General features: G+C 68.1%; 20 protein-coding genes, 1 tRNA gene and 1 riboswitch. Of the genes, 14 read left to right on the top strand and 7 right to left on the bottom strand.

What is annotated here, in order from left to right:
* Positions 1 to 331: 331 nt before the first annotated feature.
* The 4 genes from AC6CH2_RS15480 to AC6CH2_RS15465 all read left to right on the top strand — a co-directional run bounded on the left by AC6CH2_RS15480 (position 332) and on the right by AC6CH2_RS15465 (position 9,221).
* Complete coding sequence (locus tag AC6CH2_RS15480) at positions 332 to 2,488, top strand: hypothetical protein (protein WP_498269986.1); 2,157 nt, start codon at positions 332 to 334, stop codon at positions 2,486 to 2,488.
* Between the two features lie 94 nt (positions 2,489 to 2,582).
* Entirely contained in the window at positions 2,583 to 4,862 is a 2,280-nt protein-coding gene (locus AC6CH2_RS15475) for a hypothetical protein (RefSeq protein WP_498269985.1), read from the top strand.
* A 260-nt stretch (positions 4,863 to 5,122) separates the two neighbouring features.
* Positions 5,123 to 8,254, top strand: coding sequence for a hypothetical protein (locus AC6CH2_RS15470; protein WP_498269984.1), 3,132 nt, complete (start codon positions 5,123 to 5,125; stop codon positions 8,252 to 8,254).
* A 1-nt stretch (position 8,255) separates the two neighbouring features.
* On the top strand, positions 8,256 to 9,221 hold the full coding sequence (locus AC6CH2_RS15465; RefSeq protein WP_498269983.1) for a hypothetical protein: 966 nt from the start codon (positions 8,256 to 8,258) through the stop codon (positions 9,219 to 9,221).
* A 90-nt stretch (positions 9,222 to 9,311) separates the two neighbouring features.
* On the opposite strand, the gene btuB is transcribed toward AC6CH2_RS15465, so the two are convergent.
* From btuB to AC6CH2_RS15450, 3 genes are all read right to left on the bottom strand, one after another.
* On the bottom strand, positions 9,312 to 11,192 hold the full coding sequence (gene btuB / locus AC6CH2_RS15460) for a TonB-dependent vitamin B12 receptor (protein ID WP_498269982.1): 1,881 nt from the start codon (positions 11,190 to 11,192) through the stop codon (positions 9,312 to 9,314).
* Positions 11,193 to 11,312: 120 nt separating this feature from the next.
* Positions 11,313 to 11,556, bottom strand: a riboswitch (cobalamin riboswitch).
* A gap of 69 nt (positions 11,557 to 11,625) precedes the next feature.
* Positions 11,626 to 12,063: a TfoX/Sxy family protein gene (locus AC6CH2_RS15455; RefSeq protein ID WP_498269981.1), complete on the bottom strand. Its 438-nt coding sequence runs from the start codon at positions 12,061 to 12,063 to the stop codon at positions 11,626 to 11,628.
* Complete coding sequence (locus tag AC6CH2_RS15450; protein ID WP_498269980.1) at positions 12,060 to 12,542, bottom strand: GAF domain-containing protein; 483 nt, start codon at positions 12,540 to 12,542, stop codon at positions 12,060 to 12,062. The genes AC6CH2_RS15455 and AC6CH2_RS15450 overlap by 4 nt, the downstream gene beginning before the upstream one ends.
* A gap of 124 nt (positions 12,543 to 12,666) precedes the next feature.
* Here AC6CH2_RS15450 and bioD point away from each other — a divergent pair, with 124 nt between their 5' ends.
* The gene (gene bioD, locus AC6CH2_RS15445) at positions 12,667 to 13,350 is read left to right on the top strand and encodes a dethiobiotin synthase (protein ID WP_498269979.1); all 684 of its coding nucleotides are present in this window, start codon (positions 12,667 to 12,669) and stop codon (positions 13,348 to 13,350) included.
* Between the two features lie 157 nt (positions 13,351 to 13,507).
* Here bioD and AC6CH2_RS15440 read toward each other — a convergent pair whose 3' ends face one another.
* The 3 genes from AC6CH2_RS15440 to AC6CH2_RS15430 form a co-directional block, all read right to left on the bottom strand.
* Positions 13,508 to 13,927: a phasin family protein gene (locus tag AC6CH2_RS15440; RefSeq protein WP_498269978.1), complete on the bottom strand. Its 420-nt coding sequence runs from the start codon at positions 13,925 to 13,927 to the stop codon at positions 13,508 to 13,510.
* Between the two features lie 256 nt (positions 13,928 to 14,183).
* Entirely contained in the window at positions 14,184 to 14,537 is a 354-nt protein-coding gene (gene queD, locus AC6CH2_RS15435) for a 6-carboxytetrahydropterin synthase QueD (RefSeq protein WP_408953880.1), read from the bottom strand.
* Between the two features lie 172 nt (positions 14,538 to 14,709).
* A tRNA-Met gene (locus tag AC6CH2_RS15430) sits at positions 14,710 to 14,786 on the bottom strand.
* A 137-nt stretch (positions 14,787 to 14,923) separates the two neighbouring features.
* Between AC6CH2_RS15430 and AC6CH2_RS15425 the strand changes: the two genes are divergently transcribed.
* The 3 genes from AC6CH2_RS15425 to bfr all read left to right on the top strand — a co-directional run bounded on the left by AC6CH2_RS15425 (position 14,924) and on the right by bfr (position 16,713).
* A complete protein-coding gene (locus tag AC6CH2_RS15425; protein ID WP_435396931.1) occupies positions 14,924 to 15,541 on the top strand; it encodes an RNA pyrophosphohydrolase in 618 nt (205 codons plus the stop codon).
* 227 nt (positions 15,542 to 15,768) lie between these two features.
* The gene (locus tag AC6CH2_RS15420; RefSeq protein WP_057971494.1) at positions 15,769 to 15,972 is read left to right on the top strand and encodes a (2Fe-2S)-binding protein; all 204 of its coding nucleotides are present in this window, start codon (positions 15,769 to 15,771) and stop codon (positions 15,970 to 15,972) included.
* Positions 15,973 to 16,239: 267 nt separating this feature from the next.
* Complete coding sequence (gene bfr, locus AC6CH2_RS15415; RefSeq protein WP_435396930.1) at positions 16,240 to 16,713, top strand: bacterioferritin; 474 nt, start codon at positions 16,240 to 16,242, stop codon at positions 16,711 to 16,713.
* Positions 16,714 to 16,995: 282 nt separating this feature from the next.
* Here the strand turns inward: bfr and AC6CH2_RS15410 are convergent, their stop codons facing one another.
* Complete coding sequence (locus AC6CH2_RS15410; protein WP_435396929.1) at positions 16,996 to 17,580, bottom strand: DUF4126 domain-containing protein; 585 nt, start codon at positions 17,578 to 17,580, stop codon at positions 16,996 to 16,998.
* A gap of 70 nt (positions 17,581 to 17,650) precedes the next feature.
* Between AC6CH2_RS15410 and AC6CH2_RS15405 the strand changes: the two genes are divergently transcribed.
* From AC6CH2_RS15405 to ampE, 6 genes are all read left to right on the top strand, one after another.
* Positions 17,651 to 18,385, top strand: a complete 735-nt coding sequence (locus AC6CH2_RS15405; RefSeq protein ID WP_498269977.1) for a DUF6776 family protein — start codon at positions 17,651 to 17,653, stop codon at positions 18,383 to 18,385.
* A gap of 3 nt (positions 18,386 to 18,388) precedes the next feature.
* Positions 18,389 to 18,814 carry a bactofilin family protein gene (locus tag AC6CH2_RS15400; RefSeq protein ID WP_498269976.1) on the top strand — a complete coding sequence of 142 codons (426 nt, stop codon included), beginning with the start codon at positions 18,389 to 18,391 and terminating at the stop codon, positions 18,812 to 18,814.
* A gap of 206 nt (positions 18,815 to 19,020) precedes the next feature.
* Positions 19,021 to 19,713, top strand: coding sequence for a DUF6776 family protein (locus AC6CH2_RS15395; RefSeq protein ID WP_498269975.1), 693 nt, complete (start codon positions 19,021 to 19,023; stop codon positions 19,711 to 19,713).
* Positions 19,714 to 19,771: 58 nt separating this feature from the next.
* A complete protein-coding gene (gene erpA, locus AC6CH2_RS15390; protein ID WP_031371162.1) occupies positions 19,772 to 20,146 on the top strand; it encodes an iron-sulfur cluster insertion protein ErpA in 375 nt (124 codons plus the stop codon).
* Between the two features lie 134 nt (positions 20,147 to 20,280).
* Positions 20,281 to 21,243: an NAD(+) diphosphatase gene (gene nudC / locus AC6CH2_RS15385; protein ID WP_498269974.1), complete on the top strand. Its 963-nt coding sequence runs from the start codon at positions 20,281 to 20,283 to the stop codon at positions 21,241 to 21,243.
* 167 nt (positions 21,244 to 21,410) lie between these two features.
* Complete coding sequence (ampE, locus tag AC6CH2_RS15380; RefSeq protein WP_498269973.1) at positions 21,411 to 22,325, top strand: regulatory signaling modulator protein AmpE; 915 nt, start codon at positions 21,411 to 21,413, stop codon at positions 22,323 to 22,325.
* Positions 22,326 to 22,527 lie beyond the last annotated feature (202 nt).

The following is a 22,527-nucleotide window of genomic DNA, read 5'->3' as shown; positions in this document are numbered from 1 at the left end:
GCGGCGATGCCGCTTGGGACAAACGACGAGAGCCGCGCGCGACGACCAATCGCGTCGATGCCCTTCGCCTTCGATACACCGGTTCGCGTCCGCAAGCGCGCATCGATGGGGGCGTGCGCGCTCGAAATCGACTGAAAAACAGCTGGAAATAAAACTGTGACCGTTGTCCGGTGCGAAGCGTCGAAGGCGTTTGAATCATTCGTACCGAACTACGTTGCGTCGCGAAGCACGTTGGCGGCAACGCACGGATGAAGCACGCAAGACAGTCGCGGAACAGGCAGGCGCGCAACAGGAACGCGCGCAATTCAGACATCGGATAAGGAGCAGGTCCATGCTTAAGATCGACAACGTAGATACGCTTCACGACCACGTGGTCTATGGCGACGACGCCAACGACTTCACCTACTACATCATGCCGAACACGCCGAACTTCGCGAAGATGGCCAGCGGCGGACTTGCGCTGCGCTTCGTCGAGTACGGCCAGATCCGCGAGGACGGCGGCAAGAAATTCGGCGGCTTCATCGCCTTCGACACCGAGCTGTCGGTCCCCGCCGACGTTCAGGCCAAGATCGCCGCCGACCTGCAGAAGAAGCTCGCCGAGAAGTACAAGGGCAAGACGCCGCCGAAGGTGGCGATCGCGCCGGTGACCTGGACCGACGGTACCGTCGAGCTGCTGCTGACCGAGGGCGGCGCCCTGGTCGAGAAGATCCGCGGCGCCGGCAAGCCGTCGATCTATGGCAAGAACGTGGCCTCGTTCATGGTCGAGCTGAGCGAACTGGGCACGGCGATCTTCAAGGAAACCCTGAGCACCGGCTCGGCTTCGGCGGTGCAGGTCGTCTACAAGATGAACTGCTACATGCGCCTGCCGGAAATGAAGGCCTGGGGCACCTGGAACGCCTCGGAGTTCTACCGCTTCGTCCAGGAGGTCAAGACCGAGGACAAGTTCTGGGGCGCCGACAGCTACAGCGAATCGGTCAATTCGAGCCGCTGGAAGAACGACATCACCAAGAGCCACTTCGAGTTCGTGCAGGCGCCGAACCTCAGCCCCGAGGACAACGCCAAGCTCGAGGCCGACATCCGCGCGATCATCAACAAGCAGCTCGAAGCCGCGGTGCAGCGCAACCTGCTCAAGGAAATCGCCGAGGTCGACCCGAACGTCAAGGAGCTGCAGGAAGGCCAGGACATCGAGAACATCCGCCGCAGCATCAGCAAGACCCAGATCGCCAACGTGCGGGTGGAGTGGAGCGAGGCCAAGGCGGTCATCGTCAACCGCAACCCGCAAGGCATGTTGCCGACGATCACCTCGCTCAAGGACGACAAGAACAAGCCGCTGAAGTGGGAGGACTACTACTCCAAGATCAACCTGGACGAGTTCCTCAAGACCGTGCAGGTGGTGATGCGGGTCAACGCCGATTTCGCCAACCTGCCGATCCACAGCGTCGAGGTCAAGATCCGCTACCCCTACGGCCCGAACAAGAAGGTCCAGGAGTTCGTCTTCACCAAGCCCGACGACGTGGCCAAGTTCGAGGCCTTCGTGCACGAGGGCAAGCGCGATTTCACCTACCAGGTGACGGTCAACTACAAGGGCGCGACGTTCAAGCAGGTATCGGAAGAGATCAAGACCGACGATACCAACCTGACCATCAACGTCGACGACCTGGGCGTGCTGGCGCTCGACATCGGCCCCGGCGACATCGACTTCGCCCAGGTGCCGCGCACCCAGGTCACGGTGCGTTACAAGGGCGGCAAGCAGCCGGTCGAAGCCAAGTTCAACATGACCAAGGACACGCCGACCTTCCAGCTGCGCAAGATCATCGGCTCGCCGCGCACCAACGACATCGACCTGGAGTTCCTGTATACGCTCGCCGACGGCCGCCAGGTCAAGAAGACGGCGAAGCAGCAGGCCAAGGAGCTGTATGTCGACGACCCGTTCTCGGCCTCGAAGACCGTCAGCTTCCGCGCCGCCGGCGACCTGACCTCCGAGATCGCCTCGATCACGGTCGACGCCAGTTACACCGACACCGCCAACAAGTACTCGCAGAAGAGCATCGTCACCCTGTCCAGCGAGATGACCTCGTTCGACTGGACCTTCCCGGTCGTCGACGAAACCCTCGGCGAGGTCAAGTACTCGGTCACGACCCTGTTCGCCGACGGCACCAGCAAGGAAGAGACCGAGAAGGTCGCCACGCGTTCGACCATCCTGGTCGGCAAGAAGCTCGAGGCGCTGGAAGTGGCGGTGGTGCCGGACCTGCTCAACTGGGACGAGCTGAAGATGGTCAGCGTGGCCTTGTCGCACGGCCCCAAGCGCATCGACCTGCGCTTCAAGCCGGGCGACGAGGAGAAGAGCTGGAAGCTGCCGCTCAACGACGGCGACGCGCCCGAGTACAAGGCCACCGTCACCTATTTCCTCACCGACGGCAAGCGCAAGGTGGTGGGCCCGGAGACCAAGACCGACCTGACGGTCTTCCTCGAGCTGCCGGCCGCCTGACCGCACGGGCCCGGCCGCTCGCCGGCCGGGCCCGGCGACGGGCGGGCGCCTCATCCGAACGTTCCATCACGCTTGACTCGGAAGGAGTCCGATCATGCTTCTCCTCGACAGCCGCACTCGCGAGATCAACGGCATCTCGGTCTTCCCGGACCATGCCGATCCCGAGCAGTGGTATTACATGCCGACCACGCCGCACCTGACCACGGTGCGCGACAACAGCCTCGGCATGGACGTGCCGCAGTTCCTCCTGATCGGTTTCCGCGGCGACGCGGGCACCGGCGGGTTCCTTAACTTCGACTGCAACATCGGCGCCAGCCAAAAGCAGCTCGACGATCTCGCGCGCGAGATCGCCAACAGCGAAAACCTGCGCAACAAGCCGCGCATCGCGCCGGTGCCGCTGGAAGACGGCTCGGTGAAGCTGCTGATGCTCGGCAAGGCCAGCGGCGATGTCGCGCCCACGCCCGGCGCCGGACCGCAGTTCGTGCTCAAGATCGACCAGTCGGCCAAGCCGGCGCTGTACGGCTCGAACCAGGCGGCGTTTTCGGTGCGCCTGGACCAGGACGGCTATACGGTGATGGAGCAATGCCTGGAAGGCGAGATCCTGCCGGTGGCGGTGATCTATTCGCTGGACTTCCTCGGCCTGCGCCCGGCCTACAACATCAGCCTCAAGGTCGACTGGGAGCGCGTCCAGAAGCACATGGACGAAAGCTTCTCCGGCGGCAACATGTTCTTCTCGACCGAGATCGGCAAGGCGGTGGACGAACTGGTCGACAACCGCGCGATCGTGCTGGAGGCCGACACCTTCGTCGCCGAGGGCGACGACACCCGCGGCATCATCGACCGCCGCGACGCCGCCCTGGCGCAGGTGCGCAACATGATCACCGACGCCTTCTTCCAGGTCAGCCTGCCGCCGTGGACGCCGGAAAAGAAGTCCGACTTCGAGCGCGGCCTGGACGCGATCGGCAAGTTCGCCGCGCAGTCCTCGGCCCAGGCCGCGGGCGGGCCGATCGGCGCGCTGATGCCGAGCTTCAGCTACAAGCGCATGGACTACAAGCGCGTCGACAAGAAGAAGCTCAACGTCAACTTCTCCGAGCGCGTGGCGATCAAGCGTTCGATCTACCCGCAGGGCCATCTGGCGGCCTTGTTCAAGACCATCCGCGAAGGCAGCGTGCCGCGCGAGCGCCTGGTCAAGCAGATCAGCCTGGACAACGACTTCTTCAAGAAGCGCCGGGTCAAGGTGATCTCGCGCGCCGACCTGGCCGCCGACGACATCGGCAGCATCAACGTGCGCGTGCGCTACGGCGACAAGCCGATGAACGCGCTGTTGGGCGCGAATGCCGGCGAGGCGAATTTCGAATGGCTGAGCCAGCTCGACCGCGGGACGATGAAGCGCGAGGTGCAGGTCGAGTACGAGGTCAGCTTCAAGGGCGTGGACGCGGCCGAGCGGCCGACCAAGCTCAAGTCCAAGCCGCAGATCTACGACGTCGAGAACATCGAGATCATTCCGCGCGATCTGTACACGATCAATACCGTGCCGGTGCTGGCCGAGAACTTCCCGTGGGAGCGCTACAGCTCGGTCGAGGTGTTCCTGCGCTATCGCGACCCGGCCAACAAGATCAACCAGAACGACATGGTGCGCCTGACCAAGGATGCCCCGGGCGGCAGTTGGAAGATGTTCATGCTCGACCCGGCCAAGGTCAACTACGAGGTGCGCACCGTATTCCACGCGATCAGCGGCGGCGACGTGGTGCGCGACTGGACCACCCTGGACGAACCGCAGGTTACGGTGCGCAACCCGTTCCCGACCCGGCGGGTCGTGCAGGTGGTGCCGAACTTCAACTGGAACGAGGTGCAGGAGGCGTTCGTCGACCTGCGCTACGTCGACCGCGCCAACAACCTGCAGCAGGAAATGCAGATGTCGTTCCAGGAAGGCAGCTCGGCGCAGACCTTCGCCGTTGACCTGCGCAACCCCGAGGTCAAGGGCGTGTTCTACAGCGTCAGCATCCTCTACAAGGACGGCCGCGACATCGAGGAGATCCCCGAGTCGGTGACCAACGGCAACCGGGTGATGCTGAAGTCGGGCATGAAGGGCCGGCGCATCGTCACGGTCAAGCCGCCGCTCGATTTCGCCAAGCGCAAGATGCGCCGCACCAAGGTTTCGCTGCGCTTCGAGGACTTCGCCGGCGGCCTGTCGTTCGCCGAGGACTTCGAGTTCGACAGCGCCCAGGCCACCGGCGAGTTCGAGTACGACTACCTCGACCCGGCGCGCATGCGCTACGAGTACAAGGCCAGTTACCTGCTCGAGAACGGCACCAACAAGAGCACCAACTGGACCGCGACCGATGCGACCGACCTGGTGCTGAAGATGCCTTGAGGTTCGCCGGTGGTTGTCCGCCCCCGCGGAGGCGGGGATCCGGTGGCCGCAGGTCGCAGGGGTCGACCCGTGCGCATGTCCGCTCTGCGGTGCGCACGGGTCGGCCGCGATTCCGCGGTTCCGGGCTGCGGCGCGCAGCGAACGCGCCAGGTCGCCGCACCGCCGCGGGTTTCGTCCCGTGGCGGCGCGGTCCGCACGTACAAGGATCGTTCCGCCGCGCGCACGCCGCCGCGAGGAACTCTCGCATTCTGGAGTTCGTCATGCTCAGCCTCGAAAAGCCGATCACCGTCGACGGCATCACCGTGTTCCGCGACCACGCCGACAAGAACCAGTTCTGGGTCCTGCCGGGTCCGCCGCAGCTGGCCGTGCGCGCGGCGGACAAGCGCAAGGAATTCAGTTTCCTCAAGTACCGCGTCGCCGACGCCGCCGCGGCCGACAAGGGCGGCGGTTTCGCGATGTTCGTGACCACCCTGCAGCTGTCGCAGCAGATGGAATCCAAGATCATGAGCCGGCTCAATTCCGAGCCCGGCGTGTCGCCCCCGGTGCGCCTGACCACTGCGACCTTCGAGGAAGGTTCGGTGCAGTGCATCGCCTTGAACGTGCAGGGAGGCGGCGGCACCTCGGCGCAGCCCGCGGCGCCCGGGACCTTCAATGCGGTCGAACATATCCTCGGCGCCTCGGTGCCGTCGATGGACGCGGCCAACCGCGCCGCCTTCAGCCTCAGCCTGTCGGCCGAGGGCGCGACGATACTCGAGCAGGCGCTCAGCGAAGGCATGACCCCGATCGGGGTGATCTACGATCTCAAGTACCTGGCGATGCGACCGGCCTTGCGGGTCACCATCACCGCCGACTTCGAGCGCATCTTCAACCACTTCAGCGCCAGCCTCGAAGGCCAGTACGCCTGGTTCAAGGCCGGCATCGACGCTGCGTTCGAGTCGCTGGTGCAGAACGGCGTGATCGACATTCAGGTCGAGGCATTCACCGACGCCGAAGACCGCCGCGACCAGGAAAAGTGGGCGCTGGACTTCTTCAAGGACGATCTGCTGAGCAAGTGGTTCGAGCCGACCCTGACCCCGGGGCAGCTCGCGACCGATGCGGCGCGCGCCGGGCCCGGTACGGGCACCGGTGGCGGTACCGGTGGAACCGGCGGTACTGGCGGCACCGGCGGCGGTACGGGAGGTACCGGCGGAACCGGTGGTGGCGCCGGCGGCACGGGCGGGGGCACCGGCGGAGGAGGTACCGGTGGTACGGGCGGAACCGGTGGTGGCACCGGCGGCACGGGTGGAGGCACTGGCGGCGGTACAGGAGGTACCGGCGGAACCGGTGGCGGCACCGGCGGTAGCGGTGGAGGTACGGGCGGCGGCAACGCGCCGGGCGGCGGCTTCAACGGCACCAGCGGCACCGGCCCCGGCGGCGGCACCGCGCCGAGCGCGCCGCAGATCCAGCCGGCCGCGCTCGTGGTCGAACTGCAGGAGCCCACGCCCTTGCCTGCGGGGCAGTCGGTCACTCACACGCCGGCCGCGAACGGTCTGGCCGAGACCATCACCGTGACCGGCGCCGGTGCGGTGGTGAAGGTCGAGAACCAAGTGGTGACGCCGGATGCGCAAGGACGCATCACCGTCACCGTCAATCCCGACTCCAACAAACTCATCGAAGTCGAATGGCCGGCGGCGACGCAGGAGCAGACCTTCGGCCTGTTCTTCGACTTCGACAAGCCGGCCGCGGCCGGCTGGCGGCTCAATCCGCCGTCGCAGCACTATCGCGCCTATGTCGAAAACACGACGACCGATCCGCGCTACCGAGATGCGTCCGGCACCTTGCGTATCGAGGGGGACGGCAACTGGAGCGGGCCCGAGCGTGGCGCCGCGCGCCTGGAAGCCTGGGTGCGCAGCCTGCCCGCGCCGCGCAACGTGCGTCTGGAAGCGTACGCCAGCCACGAGCACGTCAGCGGCGCTAACGAAACCCAGCGCAATGCGCATAACCAGGCGCTGTCGCAGCGGCGGCTGGACGTCGCCGCGGCGGTGGTGCGCCGCGCCGGCGGCAATTTCACCATCACTCCGGCCAACGCACATGGCGACAGCCCGGCCAGCGGACGTCCGGGTTCGCATTCGGCGATGGGCGGCGACCCGGACAATCGCGTCGTCCATGTCATCGGCCGTGTCGCCGGCACTACGCCGAGCCGCTGGCGCGGGCGCCTGCGTCGTCCGGCTTCGGTCGCGCCGCAGCCGCAGCCCCAACCTCAGCCGCAACCCCAACCCCAACCTCAACCTCAACCTCAGCCGCAGCCGCAGCCGCAGCCGACGGTACCGACACCGCCGACCGCGATGAGCCTGTCGTTCAAGCTCAAGTTCGTGCGCCAGGAAGAACGCAAGAAGCTGACCCTGCGCTACAACCGCGCCGAGGCCACGCGCCGCACCTATGCGCCGCAGGGCTTCTTCGGGCTGATGCTCGGCGACCTCAGCGACAAGTCGAGGTACTTCAAGGAAATCGATCTCGACGACCCGTTCTTCCGCCAGTTCGCGGTGGAGGCCAGCATGCCGATCGCGTTCGAGCCGATCGACCTGATGTCCGCGCAGGTGGCGCTGGACTACGGCGACAAGAGCAAGCCGCGCGACCACAAGCACGCCGATTTCGTGTTCACGCCGGGCGACACCGGGACCAAGCGCTTCGAGGTGTTCATGAACGCCACCCGCGACATCGACTACGACGCTTCGTACCAGTATCACTTCGACCCGCAGTCCGACTGGGCCGCCGACCGCACCTCGTACACGATCCCGGCCGCCTCGACCGAAGACCGGACCATGTTCGTGAACCCGTACGAGCACGTCGAGTTCCGCCGCATCGAAGCGATCCCGGGCGACATCGACTGGGACGTGGTCGACTCGATCGAGGTCAGGCTCCAGGCGCGCGGCTATTCGCAACCCGAGCCGAAGACCACCTTGAAGTTGACCAAGGAGTCCGGCCCCAAGACCTGGCGCCTGCGCGGCGCCAAGCCCGGCCCGGCCCATCGCGGCGTGACGTATCAGCTGGTGCAGCGGCGCAAGGGCGTGGCCAATCCGGACCCGGCGACGCCGCCGGTCGAGCTCGACGTGCCGCAGTTGATCGTCCACGACAGTTTCGAAGACGCCCTGCAGCTCGAGTTCATCCCGGTGTTCGACCCGGCCATGGTCAAGCGCGTCTACATCGACGTGAAGTACGAGGACGGCGCCTACAAGCGCAACGAACGCATCGAGATGGCCGGCGGCCAGACCGATCCGGTCAAGCTGCGCATCGCCCTGAAGAACAAGGACCTGCGCAACTTCCGCCGGCGTTTCACCTTCGTCGGCATGCAGGGACAGTTCGACCAGCGCGCGTGGATCGCCGACACCGAAGAGCTGGTGGCGGTGCAGTGACATGCGCGGCGATACCGTCATCGACATGCGCGACGATGCCGGCATGAGCTGGCTCGCGCCGATGCGGCACCGCCTCGGCGCCGACATCGCCGGCCCGGTCGCCGCCACCTTGCGGCGGCTCGGCGCGGTGCTGCCGGCGCAGGCCGCCGCCGCCGCGGACCTGCTGGGCGGCGTGCTCGCGCCGCTCGGCGGTTCGGTCTGGCCGGAAGTGGCCGGCAGTTTCAGCCGCCTGACCAATACCGGCATGCCGGTCGAGTTTTCCTGGAGTTCGCGCGAGGCGACGGTGCGCTGGACCGCCGAGGTCGCCGCGCCGGAAGTGGCCGACCGCGAGCGGCTGCTGCTGGCCGCGCGGGCCTTGGATTGGCGGGACGAGCTCGCGCCGTGGCTGGAACTTCAGCGCGACGATCCGTTGGTGTTCGGCGCCTGGGCCTCGGCGCGCCATGGCGAGGAGCGCGCCACCAAGCTGTATGTCGATTTGCATGCCGGGCGGTTGCCGGCGATCTGGCGGGACCGCTATTTCCTGCTGCGCTCGAACCTGCTGACCTGGCGAATGAGCGGGGTGAACCCCGACGGCAGCGTCGAGTTCTATGCGCTCGGCCATGAGCTGGACCGGCCGGCGCTCGCGGCGATGGCGCGCGCGGTGCTCGGCGATGCGGGGCCGTTGATGGAGACGCTCGAAACGGTGGCGGGCCATGGCGCCTTGCCGCGTCATGTCGGCATCAGCATCGCCCTGTCGGCGGACGGCCGGCCGCGCGCGTTGAGTTGCTTCGTCGTGGCCAAGAGCTTGTTCCACCACGACGACGAGGTCGCGGCGAGGTTGCGCAGCCTCGCCGACGGCGTGCCGGCGCGGCTTTACGAAGCTCTGGCCTCGGGGCCGGACGACGGGCGCTGGCGCCACGGCATGATCGGCGTGGTCGCCGACATCGCCGGCCGCAGTTGGGTGCAATGCGGGCTGCGGCCGACCTGAACCCGCGCCGTTGTTGTTGCCCAGAAAAGCAAAGCCCGGCGAGGCCGGGCTTCGCATCGACGCTGGCCGGTCCGAAGACCGGTCGGGCGATCAGTCGACCGGTGCGTAGCGCAGGGTCAGGAACCACTCGCGGCCGGGCTGGTTGAAGTACGACGAGGTTTCGTACTCGCGGTCGAACACGTTGGCCACGCGCGCCTGCAGGCTCAGGGCCGGGGTGATCGCGTACTCCGCGCGCAGGTCGAGGGTGCCGTAGCCGCCCAGGCGGGTGCTGTTGGCCACGTCGTCGTAGCGCGAGCCCGAACCGACCGCGGTCGCGCCGAGACGGAACTTGCCGAAGCTGCGATCCAGGTCGATGCGCGCGCTGTGCCTGGCGCGGCGCGGCAGGTCGTTGCCCCGGTAGAAGCCGACCCGGTTCTCGGTGTCGAGGAAGCTCGCGCTCGCCGCCAGGGTCCACTGGGCGAAGGCGGTGTCGATGCCGAGTTCGGCGCCGCGCATGCGCGCGCGGTCGATGTTGTTGGGCAGGTTGATCGACGAGTCGTAGGTGATCAGGTCGTCGGCGCGGGTGTCGAAGCCGTCGATGCGGGCGTTGAAACGCTCGCCGCGGTAGGCCAGGCCGAGTTCCCAGGTCTTGGACTCTTCCGGACGCAGGCCCGCGTTGCCGAAGAACGGGTAATACAGCTCGTTGAAGGTCGGCGCCTTGAACGCGGTGCCGTAGCCGACGGTGACGCGCCAGCGCTCGGCGAAGCTCAGGCCCCAGGCCGCGCCGCCGGTCGTGTGGCCGCCGAACTGCTCGTTGTCGTCGCGGCGCAGGCTGGCCTCGAACGACTGCGCGCCGAAGCGGCCCTGGTACTGGACGAAGCCGGCCTTGTTGTCGCGCTCGCTTTCGTCGTACACGGTGTCGCTGTCGACGCGGTCGCGCAGCCAATCGAAACCGGCGGTCAGCACGTGGCCGTCGAAGAGATTGAAATCGACTTGCAGGCTGGCGCTGTCGCGGTCGGTCTTGAAGAACCCCATCGGCACCTCGCCGAGGAAATTATCCGAGCTGTCGAGGTTGCGGCCGGCCAGCAACTGCAGGTGGACCGTTTCCGACGGGCGCCACTGCAGCTTGCCGCCGATCACCTGCTGCACGGTCTCGGAGCGGTTGACGAAGCTGCCGTCGTAATCGTTCTCGCCCTCGGCGCGCAGCGCCTGGCCTTCCAGGCTCCAGCGCTCGTTGAACTCGAGGCCGCCGCGCAAGGACAGGGCGTGGCTTTCGTAGCCGTCGCGGTCGGGCTCGTCGGTGAAGCAGCCGGCGAACACCGGGAAGCCGGCGCCGCGGCAGGCATTGATGCCCTGGGTCTTGCGGAAACTGTAGTCGGCGCCGAACCAGCCGCGGTCGCTGCGGCCGCCGAAGCCGGTGCCGAATTCGAGGCTGTCGTTGCTGCCGCCGCCGAAGCGCACGCGCGGCGCGAAGCCCTGCTTCTCGCGGCGGGTGAACACCTGGATCACGCCGCCGATGGCGTCGGCGCCGTACAGGCTCGAGCGCGGGCCGCGTACGATTTCGATCCGGTCGATCAATTCCAGCGGCAAGTCCTGCAGCGCGGTCAGGCCCGAGGTCGGCGAGCCGACGCGGATGCCGTCGACCAGCACGAGCACGTGGTCGGACTCGCTGCCGCGCAGGAACAGGGTGGTGAGCTTGCCGGCGCCGCCCTGGTTGGACAGGGTGATGCCGGCGCGGCCGCGCAGCAGGTCGTTGAGGTCGCGCGCCTGGCTGCGTTCGATGGTCTCGCGGTCGAGCACTTCGACCGGGGTCAAGGCGTCGTTGACGCTGACCGCGGTGCGGTTGGCGGTGACGATCACTTCGTCGAGGTCGGTGGCTGCGCCGGCCGGAGCGGCGAGCGCGGCGGGGGACAGCGAGAGCGCAGCGGCGATGGCGAAGGACAGCTTCAGTGCGCGCGTGGCGTACAGGACATGGGGGGTGCGGGCGGACATGGGGACAGCTCCAGCGCGCGCGCCAGGGGCGCGCGACGACGACGGCGGAAGGCGGTTGCGAGGAGGCAGCGGGCCGTGGAGACAGCCGGATAGCAGCCGCCGCGACGCCCTCCGCATCGCAACCTGTGGCGCCTCGAGGCCGGTCTCCGGACTCGCAAGCGGAGCGGCGCAGGGCCGGACTCCCGATGGCGGCGCCTTCCCGTGCCGAGCACAGTGGCGGTGGCCGCGATCTGTCTTGCTTACCGTTGCGGGGGCAGTGCCGGACTGGCGCCGATCCTCCCGCAGGAGAGGGCGCGTCACCGGCTTCCCGTTTCAACCCGTCGATCAAGCCAGCCGACGGGTCACCTCGAAGCGGTGCGCAGTCTACGCGAAGCCGGCGCCCGGAGCCAAAACGCCGGGGCGGGCGGGGCGCCCGCGAGCGGCGGCGACGGGTTCAGTCGCGCCCGTCGTCTTCGTCGCGGCCGCCGGGGCGGTCGTCGTCGCCTTCGTTGTCCCGGCTGTCGCGGTCGTCGCCATCGCCGAGGCGGGCGCCGCCTTCGAACGGGTCGTGGCGTTCTTCGACATGCATCGTGGTGTGCACCGGCGCGGCGGCCGGCTTGTTGCGCGGCGGCGGCAGCAGCGCGGTCGCCGCTTCGGCGGCCTGGATCAGCTCCTGCCGGCGCGCATCGCTGATCTCCTGCCAATGGCAGTCGAGCAACGCGCCTTCGATCGCGTACAACAGGTTGAGGGTCGGCTTGAAGCCGGCGCGCTTGACCCGCATGAAGGCCTCGACCGTGCCGATCGCCGAGATGTCCTCGTGGGTGCGCAGGCCCACCTGGCGCAGCCAGGCCGCGCTCTTGGGACCGATGTTGCGCATCTTGGCCGCGGTCATGCCAGCGCCTCCACGTACACGCGCGCCAGCGCTTCCAGGCCGGCCTGGTCGTCGGCATCGAAACGGTCCGGAACCGGGCTGTCGAGATCGAACACGCCGATCAGGGCATCGCCATGCACCAGCGGCACCACCACTTCCGAACGCGAGGCCGCATCGCAGGCGATGTGGCCGGGGAAGGCGTGCACGTCGGCGACGCGCTGGGTCTGGCGGCTCGAGGCGGCCGCGCCGCACACGCCCTTGTCGAGCGGAATGCGCACGCAGGCCGGCAGGCCCTGGAACGGGCCGACCACGAGTTCTTCGCCGTCGTAGAAATAGAAGCCGACCCAGTTGAGGTCCGGCAGGGCATGGCTGACCAGCGCCGACAGATTGGCGGCGTTGGCGATGCGGTCGCGTTCGCCGTCGAGCAGGCCGCGCGCCTGGGCGACCAGCTGCGCGTATTGCTCGGGCTTGTCGCCCGAAAGTGCGGAGGTTGTGAACATCATCGGAGTGTAACAGCGGCGTCCGCCGCCACTACCATGGCGGACTCCAGGCCCCAGGAAAAAGCGCGAGATGAGTCACACCCAGCCCCCGGTGCAGGCCGCCTCCCGACCAACGGACGCAACCGTGCCCGCGCGGTTCGCTCGCGGCGTATTCGTCACCGGCACCGACACCGGCATCGGCAAGTCGGTGGCCAGCGCGAGCCTGCTGCACGCCTTGCGCGCGCGCGGCCTGCGCGCGGTCGGCATGAAGCCGGTGGCGAGCGGTTGCGAACGCACGCCGGAAGGCTGGCGCAACGAGGACGCCCTGCTGCTGCAGGCGGCCAGCGCGCCGATGCCGCCTTACGACGACGTCAATCCCTACGCCCTGCCGCAGCCGCTGGCGCCGGAACTCGCCGCCGCGCAGGCCGGCGTCGAGATCGCGCTGGCGGCCATCCTCGCCGCGCATACGCGCTTGTCGGCGCAATCGGACACGGTGGTGGTCGAAGGCGTCGGCGGTTGGGCCGCGCCGGTCAGCGCCACGCTCGACCAGATCGATCTGGTGCGCGCGCTGGACCTGCCGGTGGTGCTGGTGGTCGGCCTGCGCCTGGGGGCGATCAACCACGCGCGGCTGAGCGCGCGCGCGATCCAGGCCGACGGCGCGCGCCTGGTCGGCTGGATCGCCAACGACATCGACCCGCGGATGGCGTGCGCCGACGAGAACTTCGAGATCCTGTGCCGGCGTTTGCCGGTGCCGTGCTGGGGGCGCCTGCCGTATGTCGCCTCTCCCGATCCGCAGGCCCTGGCCGGGCGCTTGCAGCCGCGCTTCTAGCGCCGCCAGCCGGTCTCGCGCCGGCGCTTCCGCGCGGCCGCCGGATCGCGGCTAACACGAGCTAGCCCAACAAAAGCGCAGCCAACAAAAAACCCGGCAGCCGAAGCTGCCGGGTTTTTCGTATCCGCCGTGACGGCCGGAGAGAGAGAGGGTGCGCTTACTTGGTCGCGGCGGCCGCCGGAGCCGTCGCCTTCGCCGCGGCCGTGGCGGCCTTCTCGACGTTGGCCTGGGTGGCCTTGGCAGCGGTTTCGATCTGCGACTTGGCCAGCTCGGCGATCGCTTCGTTGGTCTTCAGCGTGCGGCCGAACGCTTCCTGGCCGGTGCTGACGACGCGCTCGACATTTTCGCGAGCGATCTGCGCGCCCTTCGGCCACAGGGTCTTGAAGGCTTCCAGATCGCGGGCTTCGGCGGCTTCACCGAAGAAAGCGAAGGTGGCGTTAACGCGGTCTTCGATGGCGGCGACCTGCAGGCCGAACACGGCCTCGGCATTGTCGAGGGCCAGACGGTTGACCTGAGCGGCCGTGTCCGCGAACTGGCGCGTAGCGGCGGCGAACTGTTCGTTGAATTGCTGGTACATGGCTGAGCTCCTGATAAGGTCCAGACGGAGAACGACTGGATTGTGCGGTGCAGCATAGGCGAGCTTTTGTTGCGATGCAACATCGAGCCGATGAGCGGTCTTAAACCGTTCAGAAAGCCTTCCTGTTCAGGTAGTTAGCGCCCAAGCAGCCGTTCAGGCAAAAGCCTAAATCGAGGCCATGACCACGGCGTTGCCGGCGCCTGACAAGGCGCCGGCGCGAGGGCAGACGGCGTAGGGCGGGACCGCCCCCGGGGGCTCAGCCGCGGTAGCGGCAGCCCGCGGTGCAGGTCTCGTGGACCACGATTTCGCTCAACAGCGGCAACACCGGCTTGAGCTGGTCCCAGATCCACACCGCGAGACGTTCGCTGGTCGGGTTTTCCAGGCCGGGGATGTCGTTGAGGTAGTGGTGGTCGAGCCGGTCGTAGGTCGGCTGGAACGCCTTCTTGACGTCGGCGTAGTCCATCACCCAGCCGCTGTGCTCGCCGAGTTCGCCGCTCAGGTGCACCTCGATCCGGAACGAATGCCCGTGCAAACGCGCGCATTTGTGGCCTTCCGGCACGTTCGGCAGGCGGTGGGCGGCTTCGAGGGTGAAGACCTTGAAGATGTTCACAGCGGTCATAGTGCGGTACCGGGTCGGGCGGTGGCGCGTCGCGCGAAGGGCACGGCGTGGCGCGTGATCTGGAGCGAGGCGATCTGGAATCCTGGCCGGCGCGCATCCTGGCGACGGATACGAAAAAGCCCGCTGCGCTGGCGGGCCCGGGTCTTGCTGCGCGGCGATTCTATGGTGGCTATGGGTGGACTCGAACCACCGACCCCAGCATTATGAGTGCTGTGCTCTAACCGGCTGAGCTACATAGCCACGGGGAACCGCGAATTCTTCATGCCGGACGGGCTCTTGTCAATCGTCCGAGCGCATCGCGAGCGACTTGTTTGCCCGACTTGTCGTCCCGGCCACCCCGTGGCAGAGTCGGACACAGTGAATTTGGAGTCCGCATCGTGATCGATCCGGACGGCTACAGGCCTAATGTCGGCATCGTGTTGATGCACCCGGACGGCCGCTTGTTCTGGGCTCGCCGCGTGCATCGCGATGGCTGGCAATTCCCGCAGGGCGGGATGAACACCGACGAGACGCCGCTCGAGGCGATGTATCGCGAGTTGCGCGAAGAAACCGGTCTGCTCCCGCAGCATGTCGAAGTGCTCGGCGCCACCCCGGGCTGGCTGCGCTATCGCCTGCCGCGCCGGGCGATCCGCCGCAACGACCGCCTGGTCTGCATCGGTCAGAAACAGGTCTGGTTCCTGCTGCGCCTGACCGGCGAGGAGTCGGACCTGCGCCTGGACCTGACCGACAAGCCCGAGTTCGATCACTGGCGCTGGGTCGATTTCTGGTACCCGGTCGAGCACGTCGTGGTGTTCAAGCGCGGCGTTTATGCCAGTGCGCTGCGCCACCTGGCCCCGTTCGCGCGCCTGGTCGCCGGCCAGCAGGCGGTGCCCGCGCCCGGCCCGGACGCCCGTGCGCACGAGGCCTATCTGTCGGGCTGCCAACATCCGCGTTCGCGGACCTGCGGCGGGCCCGGCAACCCGGCCCGGGGCAGCGGCTCGGAATCGGGCAGCTGAGCTCGCCGGACCGGGCGTAGCGGCCGAGCCGGCCGCCCCGCCCGTGGCCTGTGGACTCACTTGGCGAACGGGCCGCCCGAAGCCGGCCCCAAGCCGGCCCCAGGCTCGCCCGCCCGGTTCCGGACGGTGCCTCGGCGGCTGGTTGGTTGCTGTTAATTGACAATCATTCGCATCCATGGCGGAATGGCCCTGCAGCCATTTGGCTGCATGACCGACAGCCCACGCCCGTGTACGTCTGCATCTGCAACGGAGTCACCGACCGCGACATTCGCCAGGCCGCCGAAGCCGGTTGCCGCAGCGTGCCCGAGCTGACCATGCGCACCGGCGCCGGCGCCAATTGCGGCAGTTGCCTGGAGCTGGCCACCTCGCTGCTCGAACAGGCCCGCAACGTGCGCGACCTGCCGCTGGACGTGCTGCAGCAAGCCGCCTGAGCCGCATCGCCTCCGGCCTTCAGGGCCCGGATCCGGACCAGTCTCCGGTCTTCTTCCACACCCCCGATCCGCTGTCGCCGCGCCGCCCGGCGCCGGCCTGGACCTGTCCGTTCCTGTCGCGTCCCGCGATGCGGACTCTCGCCGCGAGCGCCCGCCGGCGCCGCTCAATGACAGTGATTCTCGACTCCCGTTGCGCACGATTCGCGTTCCGTCATGGCGTTCGCGAAAGGGCTACAGTGCCGCCCATTGCAACGTCGGAGCACGGCCATGAAAGGCGATCCCAAGGTCATCGAATATCTCAACAAGGCGCTCTATAACGAGCTGACCGCGATCAACCAGTACTTCCTGCACGCCAAGATGCTGAAGAACTGGGGCCTGAAAGAACTGGCCGAACACGAGTACCACGAGTCGATCGACGAGATGAAGCATGCCGACAAGTTGTCGGACCGCATTCTGTTCCTCGACGGCCTGCCGAACTTCCAGGCGCTGGGCAAGCTGCGCATCGGCGAAAACCCGCGCGAACTGCTGGCCTGCGACCTCGCTCTCGAACTCGAAGCGATCCCACTGCTGCGCGAAGCGATCAAGTACTGCGAGACGGTCAGCGACTACGTCAGCCGCAAGCTGTTCGCCGACATTCTCGATTCGGAGGAAGAACACGTCGACTGGATCGAGACCCAGCTCGCCCTGATCGAGCGCCTCGGCGAGCAGAACTATCTGCTGACCAAGATCGAGGACGCTTAGTAACGAGTTGAGAGGAACGAGTACGAGCGTTCCTTGCTCCGGCGGGTCATCGCGTTGTCAGTTACTCGTTCCCGCGTCTAAGCGACGAGTGAAGAGGTACGAGGAACTAGTAAAGGCGTTCGCTGCCGCTTCACCGTCCAAGCAGGTATCCAGCCAGCCGCGCAACGCGCGCCGCCAGCCAGAAAAACCAAGCCGCCGGCTCGCGCCGGCGGCTTTTTCTATGGGCGATCATGGAGGAGCCGCGTTGGCGCACTTGCCCTGGCTCCTCACTCCTCACTTCTTTCAACTCGTTCCTAGCTCTCTAGGCTTACGCCGGAAGAGCTTCCGCCAGATCCACCACAGCGCCGTCCCGACCAGCAGGCTGATCAGCACCACGATGGCCAGGGTGACCCAGGGGTAGGCGAACACCAGGGCGAGGCCGCCGAGCACGGCGGCGTCTTCGGTGACCGAGGCGGTCCAGTTGCTGACCGGCTCGGGCGAGGTGTTGAGCAGGGCGCGCGAACCGGACTTGAGCAGGTGGCTGGTCAGGGCGACGCCGGCGCCGGCGGCGAGCGCGCCCGCGCCGAGTTCGCCGTCGGGCGACATCGTCGCCGCGGCCAGGAAGGCGCCGACCGGCACCCGCAACAGGGTATGCAGCAGGTCCCAGCCCGAATCGACGCCGGGGATCTTGTCGGCGAAGAACTCGCCGGCGGCGAGCAGGCCGCAGACTCCGAGTACCCACGGCGATTGGGTCGCCTGCAGGGCTTGCGGCAGGTCCAGCCAGCCGAGCCAGCCGGCCAGGCCGACGCCGAACACGGTCAGATAGACCCGGACCCCCGACAGCCAGGCGAGAACTACGCCAACTGCGAACAGGTGCGCATCGGACATCGTGGCATTCCCGTTAAGATTTAAGGTTGAGTATAGGTAAAGCCGGCGGTGTGAGCCGTCGTCGTCGAGCATGGCCAAAGTACCGCCGCCCCGTTTCGTCATCGTCCAGCAGCAGCCCGACAAGCGTCCTTATATCTGGAGCGCCGTGGGCGTGGCGTGGGCGCTGTCGCTGGTGGCGGCCTGGTTCTGGTCGCAGTCGCTGGCCGCGCCGCGGCTGCCCAAGCTGGTCGCCGAGCTGGACATCGCCAAGCGCGAGCTGCGCGACCGCCAGAACCAGCTCGACCGGCTGGCCCAGCGCGAGGCCACCCTGCAACGCTCCGACCAGATCAGCCGCGCCGCCAACAAGCAGGTGCAGGGCTCGCTGGCGCAGCGCGACGCCGAGATCTCCAATCTGCGCGCCGACATCGCCTTCTACGAGCGCTTGGTCGGCGCGACCGCGCCGGCCAAGGGGCTCAATGTGCACTCGGTTGAGTTCCAGCCCGAGACCGGCGGCACCTGGCGTTACCAAATCGTGCTGACCCAGAACCTCAACCGGGGCGCGGTCAGCAACGGCGGCCTGCAGTTCCAGGTCGAGGGGGTGCGAGGGGGCAAGCTCGCATCGGTCGGTTGGGACGAGTTGCACCAGAAGCCCAAGGCACCGATCCAGGACTATTCATTCCGTTACTTCCAGCAACTCGGTGGCAGCGTCATGTTGCCGGCCGGATTCACCCCGCAACGCGTGCGCGTCTCGCTGCGCGGGGAGAATGCGTCGATCGAGCAGCAGTTCGCCTGGAAGAGCGGCGTTACCGTAACCGGGGAAACTTAAGCGATGTTCAAGACCAACAAACCGACCCAGATCCGCGAAGGCCAGGTCGACACCATGATCGGGCCGCAGGTGGTGATCCGAGGGGACCTGCATTTCAGCGGCGGGCTGTACATCGAAGGCCGGGTGATCGGCAAGCTGGTGGCCCAGGAAGGCCAGCCGGCCAGCCTGACCCTGGCCGAGAACGGCAGCATCGAGGGCGAGGTGCGGGCGCCGATCGTGGTGCTCAACGGCGAGCTTACCGGCGATGTCTACGCCAGCGAGCGGGTGGAACTCGCCGCCAAGGCGCGGGTCCAAGGCAACGTCCACTACAAGGTGGTCGAGATGACGGCCGGTTCGATGCTCACCGGCCGTTTGATTCATGTCGACGCGCACACCGCCGCGCTGCCGGCGCCTGAAGCCTTGATTACCGCGGATGCCCTGATGGATTGAGGGGCGCCGCCCCAACCCCCAAGACGGGACGGATGAGCGACGAACCCTCCAAGCCCGTTCCGTCTTCCGCCGATCCGGTGCCTGCCTCGGCGCCTGGCTCAGCGCCTGCTCCGGGCGCTCCGCCGGGTCCGGACCCCGCTTCGGCTCAGGGTCCGGTCGAATCCTCCGCGTCCGGCGTCGCGCCACCCGCTGCCGCACCGTCCCCCGTGCACCGCGGCCGGCTGCTGGCCGGGCTGGCCCTCGCCGTGGCCCTGGCCTTCGGCGGGTGGGGCCTGTGGCGTGCGCTCACCGCCTCCGACGAACCCCCGCCGCCGCCCGCCGGGGCCGCGGCGATGACGCCGCGGCAGATGCAGGCCGAACTCGAGAGCCTGCGCCAGCGCGTCACCACGCTCGGCCGCTCCGACGGCATCAGCCGCCAGGCCAATCGCGATCTGCAGAGCGCCCTGGCCGAGCGCGACGAGGAAATCGCCGGCCTGCGCGCCGACGTCGCCTTTTACGAGCGCCTGGTCGGCGCCACCGGCCAGCGCCGCGGCCTGACCGTGCATGCGCTGAAGATGCAGCCCCAGCAAGGCGCGCCGTCGGCTTGGCACTTCACCACCACCCTGACCCAGAACCTCAATCGCGGCGCGGTCAGCGCCGGCCGGGTCACCCTCGCGCTAGAGGGCACCCGCGCCGGCAAGCTCGAGAAACTGCTCTGGGCCGACCTGCGCCAGCAGCCCGACGCGCCCGGAACGCCGTACTCGTTCAAGTACTTCGAGCAGGTCGAGGGCGACGTATTCCTGCCGCCCGGCCTGACCCCGGTGCGGGTGACCGTGCGCCTGACCCCGCAGAAGGGCGCGGTGATCGAACAATCCTTCAGCTGGGCCGACGCCACCCGCGACACCGGTGCCGGCGGCTGATCCGCAGTGTTCGCCCGGTGCGCTTGAATGCGCGCCGCGCGGCCCTCATCCTTTCCCCATGGAAACCACCCTTCTTTCCGCCGCACCGGGCTATCAATCGCTGGAGCGGCCTCTGCAGTTCTCCTCCTCGGCCGCGAACAAGGTTCGCGAACTGATCGCCGAGGAAGGCAACGACGCCCTCAAGCTGCGCGTTTACATCCAGGGCGGCGGCTGCTCGGGCTTCCAGTACGGCTTCGAGTTCGACGAGCAGCAGGGCGAGGACGACCTCGCCGTACAGACCGACGGCGTGACTCTGCTGGTCGATCCGCTCAGCCTGCAATACCTGATGGGCGCCGAGGTCGATTACACCGAGAGCCTGCACGGTTCGCAGTTCGTGATCCGCAACCCGAACGCCAAGACCACTTGCGGCTGCGGTTCGTCGTTCGGCGTCTGAGCGGCGCAGCCTGCGGCGTTGCGCGCGCGGGCGTTGCCGGAACGCTCTCTTCGAAGCTCTTGGCCTTATTCTTTCGGGGCGCTTGTCTTGAATCAGCCTTTGCCGAAACAGCCAGTCCCTGAGCGGAGCGCTGGATGACGCCGTTCGCCTTCGTCGAGGCCGATTCGGCCTGGCGCGCCGCGCTCGATCGCGCCGACCATCTGCGCGACCAGGGCGATGCCTTGACCGCCCTGTGGCCGCAGGCGCGGGTGATCGTGCTCGACAGCGCCGGCAACGCCCTCGCCAACGAGGACGGCAGTCTGTGCGCGCCGCTCGGCCCGGAACTCACCGACGGCCCCGGCGGGGTCGGCGCGGCGATTTTTCTCGGGCTGAGCGAGGACGGGCAGGCCTGGTTCGCGATCGAGGCCGAGCTGGTCGCCTTCGATGCGCCGCGGCGGGTCGACTTGCGCCGCGCCGCCGCGCATTGGCCTTGGCTCGAGGCCAGCGCCTTCGCCCAGGCCCGCGCCCTGCAGCATTGGCGCAGCCGCCATCGCCATTGCGGCGTGTGCGGCGGCGAGGTCGCCTTCTCGCGCGCCGGCTGGCTCGGCCGTTGCGGCCAATGCGGCAGCGAACACTATCCGCGCACCGACCCGGCGGTCATCGTCGCGGTCAGCGACGGCGCGCGTCTGCTGCTCGGCCGCCAGACCGGTTGGCCGGCGCGACGTTATTCGGTGATCGCCGGCTTCGTCGAGCCCGGCGAGTCGCTGGAGCAGACCGTCGCCCGCGAGGTGCTGGAAGAAACCGGCGTGCGCGTGCGCAGCTGCCGTTACCTGGGTTCGCAGCCGTGGCCGTTCCCGGGTGCGCTAATGCTTGGCTTCGCCGCGCTCGCCGAGGCCGACGAACCGCAGGTCGGCGACGAACTCGAAGAAGCGCGCTGGTTCACTCTCGACGAGATTCGCGCCGCCTCCGCGCGCGGCGAACGCGATGCCGCCGCGACGCCGGGCGAGCGCGATGCCGCGCTCGAGGACGACGGCCCGCTGTTGTCGCCGAGCATTTCGATCTCGCGCTGGCTGATCGACCAATGGCGGCTGGCCGCCGAGGCCGACGCCGGGCGCTGATCCGGGCGAGGACCGCGCTGCCGAGCGCGTTGCCGGTGCGCTCGCGACATGCGCGCCGGTACGGAACCGATGCGTCGCCGCCTGCCGCGGTCGCGGCGTCGCGCGGTCGCGCTAGAATCCGGTCGTATCGGACCGGGATTTTTCGCCATGCCAGGAGCGTTGCCGCAATGTCAGTCACGCTGATCGCCGCCGTCGTCGCGCTCGTGCTCGGCCATCTCGCTCAGTCGCTGGCCGCGTCGGTGCGTCACTACGGCTGGTACAGCGACTGGCTGCGCTGGATCGACAGCCGCCTGCCGGAAGACAGCTTCTGGCGCGGGCGCTGGGGGCTGGCGCTGGCCCTGGTGCCGCCGCTGCTCGCGGTGGCCCTGTTCCAACTGGCTCTCGCCGAGCCCCTGATCGGGCTCGGCGGATTGCTGTTCGGCATCATCGCGCTGTTCTATGCCTGGGGCCCGCGCGACCTCGACCAGGACGTCGAAGCCCTGGCCTCGGCGCGCGACCTCGCCAGCCGGCGCGAAGCCGCGGCGCGGTTCTGGCCCGAGGGCGGCACGCCCGCGCTGGACGGCGGCTCGCTGGTCGAAGCGGTGTTCCGCAACGCCCTGCGGCGTTGGTTCGGCGTGTTGTTCTGGTTCCTCCTGCTCGGCCCGGTCGGCGCGCTCGGCTATCGCCTGGTGGCGCTGGCGGCCGAGGGCGAGGCCTCGCGCCAACTCCCCGGCGAGACACTCGGCGGCGCGCGCACCCTGCTGGCGCTGCTGGATTGGCCGGTGGCCCAGTTGATGACCCTGGCTCTGGCCCTGGTCGGCAACTTCGACACCGTGCTCGGCGCCTGGCGCGAGTCCGGCGGTGCGCGCTTCAGCCTCGACAACCGTTTCCTCGGCGCGGTCGCCCGCGCCAGCGTGAAGTGCGAGCTGGCCGAGGAAGCCGCCGACTACGTCGGCGAGTCCGGGGTGGCCTCCACCACCGCCGTCGCCCTGGCCGCGTCCGAGGCGCCCGAACTGCGCGACGCGATGAGCCTGGTCTGGCGCAGTCTGCTGGTCTGGCTGGCGATCCTCGCGCTGTTCGTGATCGCCGGTTTCGTCGCCTGAGGCGAGCGCCGCCGGTTTGCCGTTTGAGACCGTCTAGCCAAAACCCCACGCCTGCGCATGGACGGGGTAGGGAGGCGCCGCTCGGCCTGCGTTTGAACGGACAGGTTTCCAGGAAATCCTGCGAGCCGCGCGAACAGCGCGTTCCCCCCGGCCGGGCCGGCGGGTCGAACGCCGGTCCAGCCTCGGGGGGGCGGACGGACCC

This window comes from Lysobacter sp. GQ73 (assembly GCF_059758755.1).
Note: the sequence above shows the minus strand (reverse complement) of the source record. Positions and strands in the feature narration are given on the sequence as shown.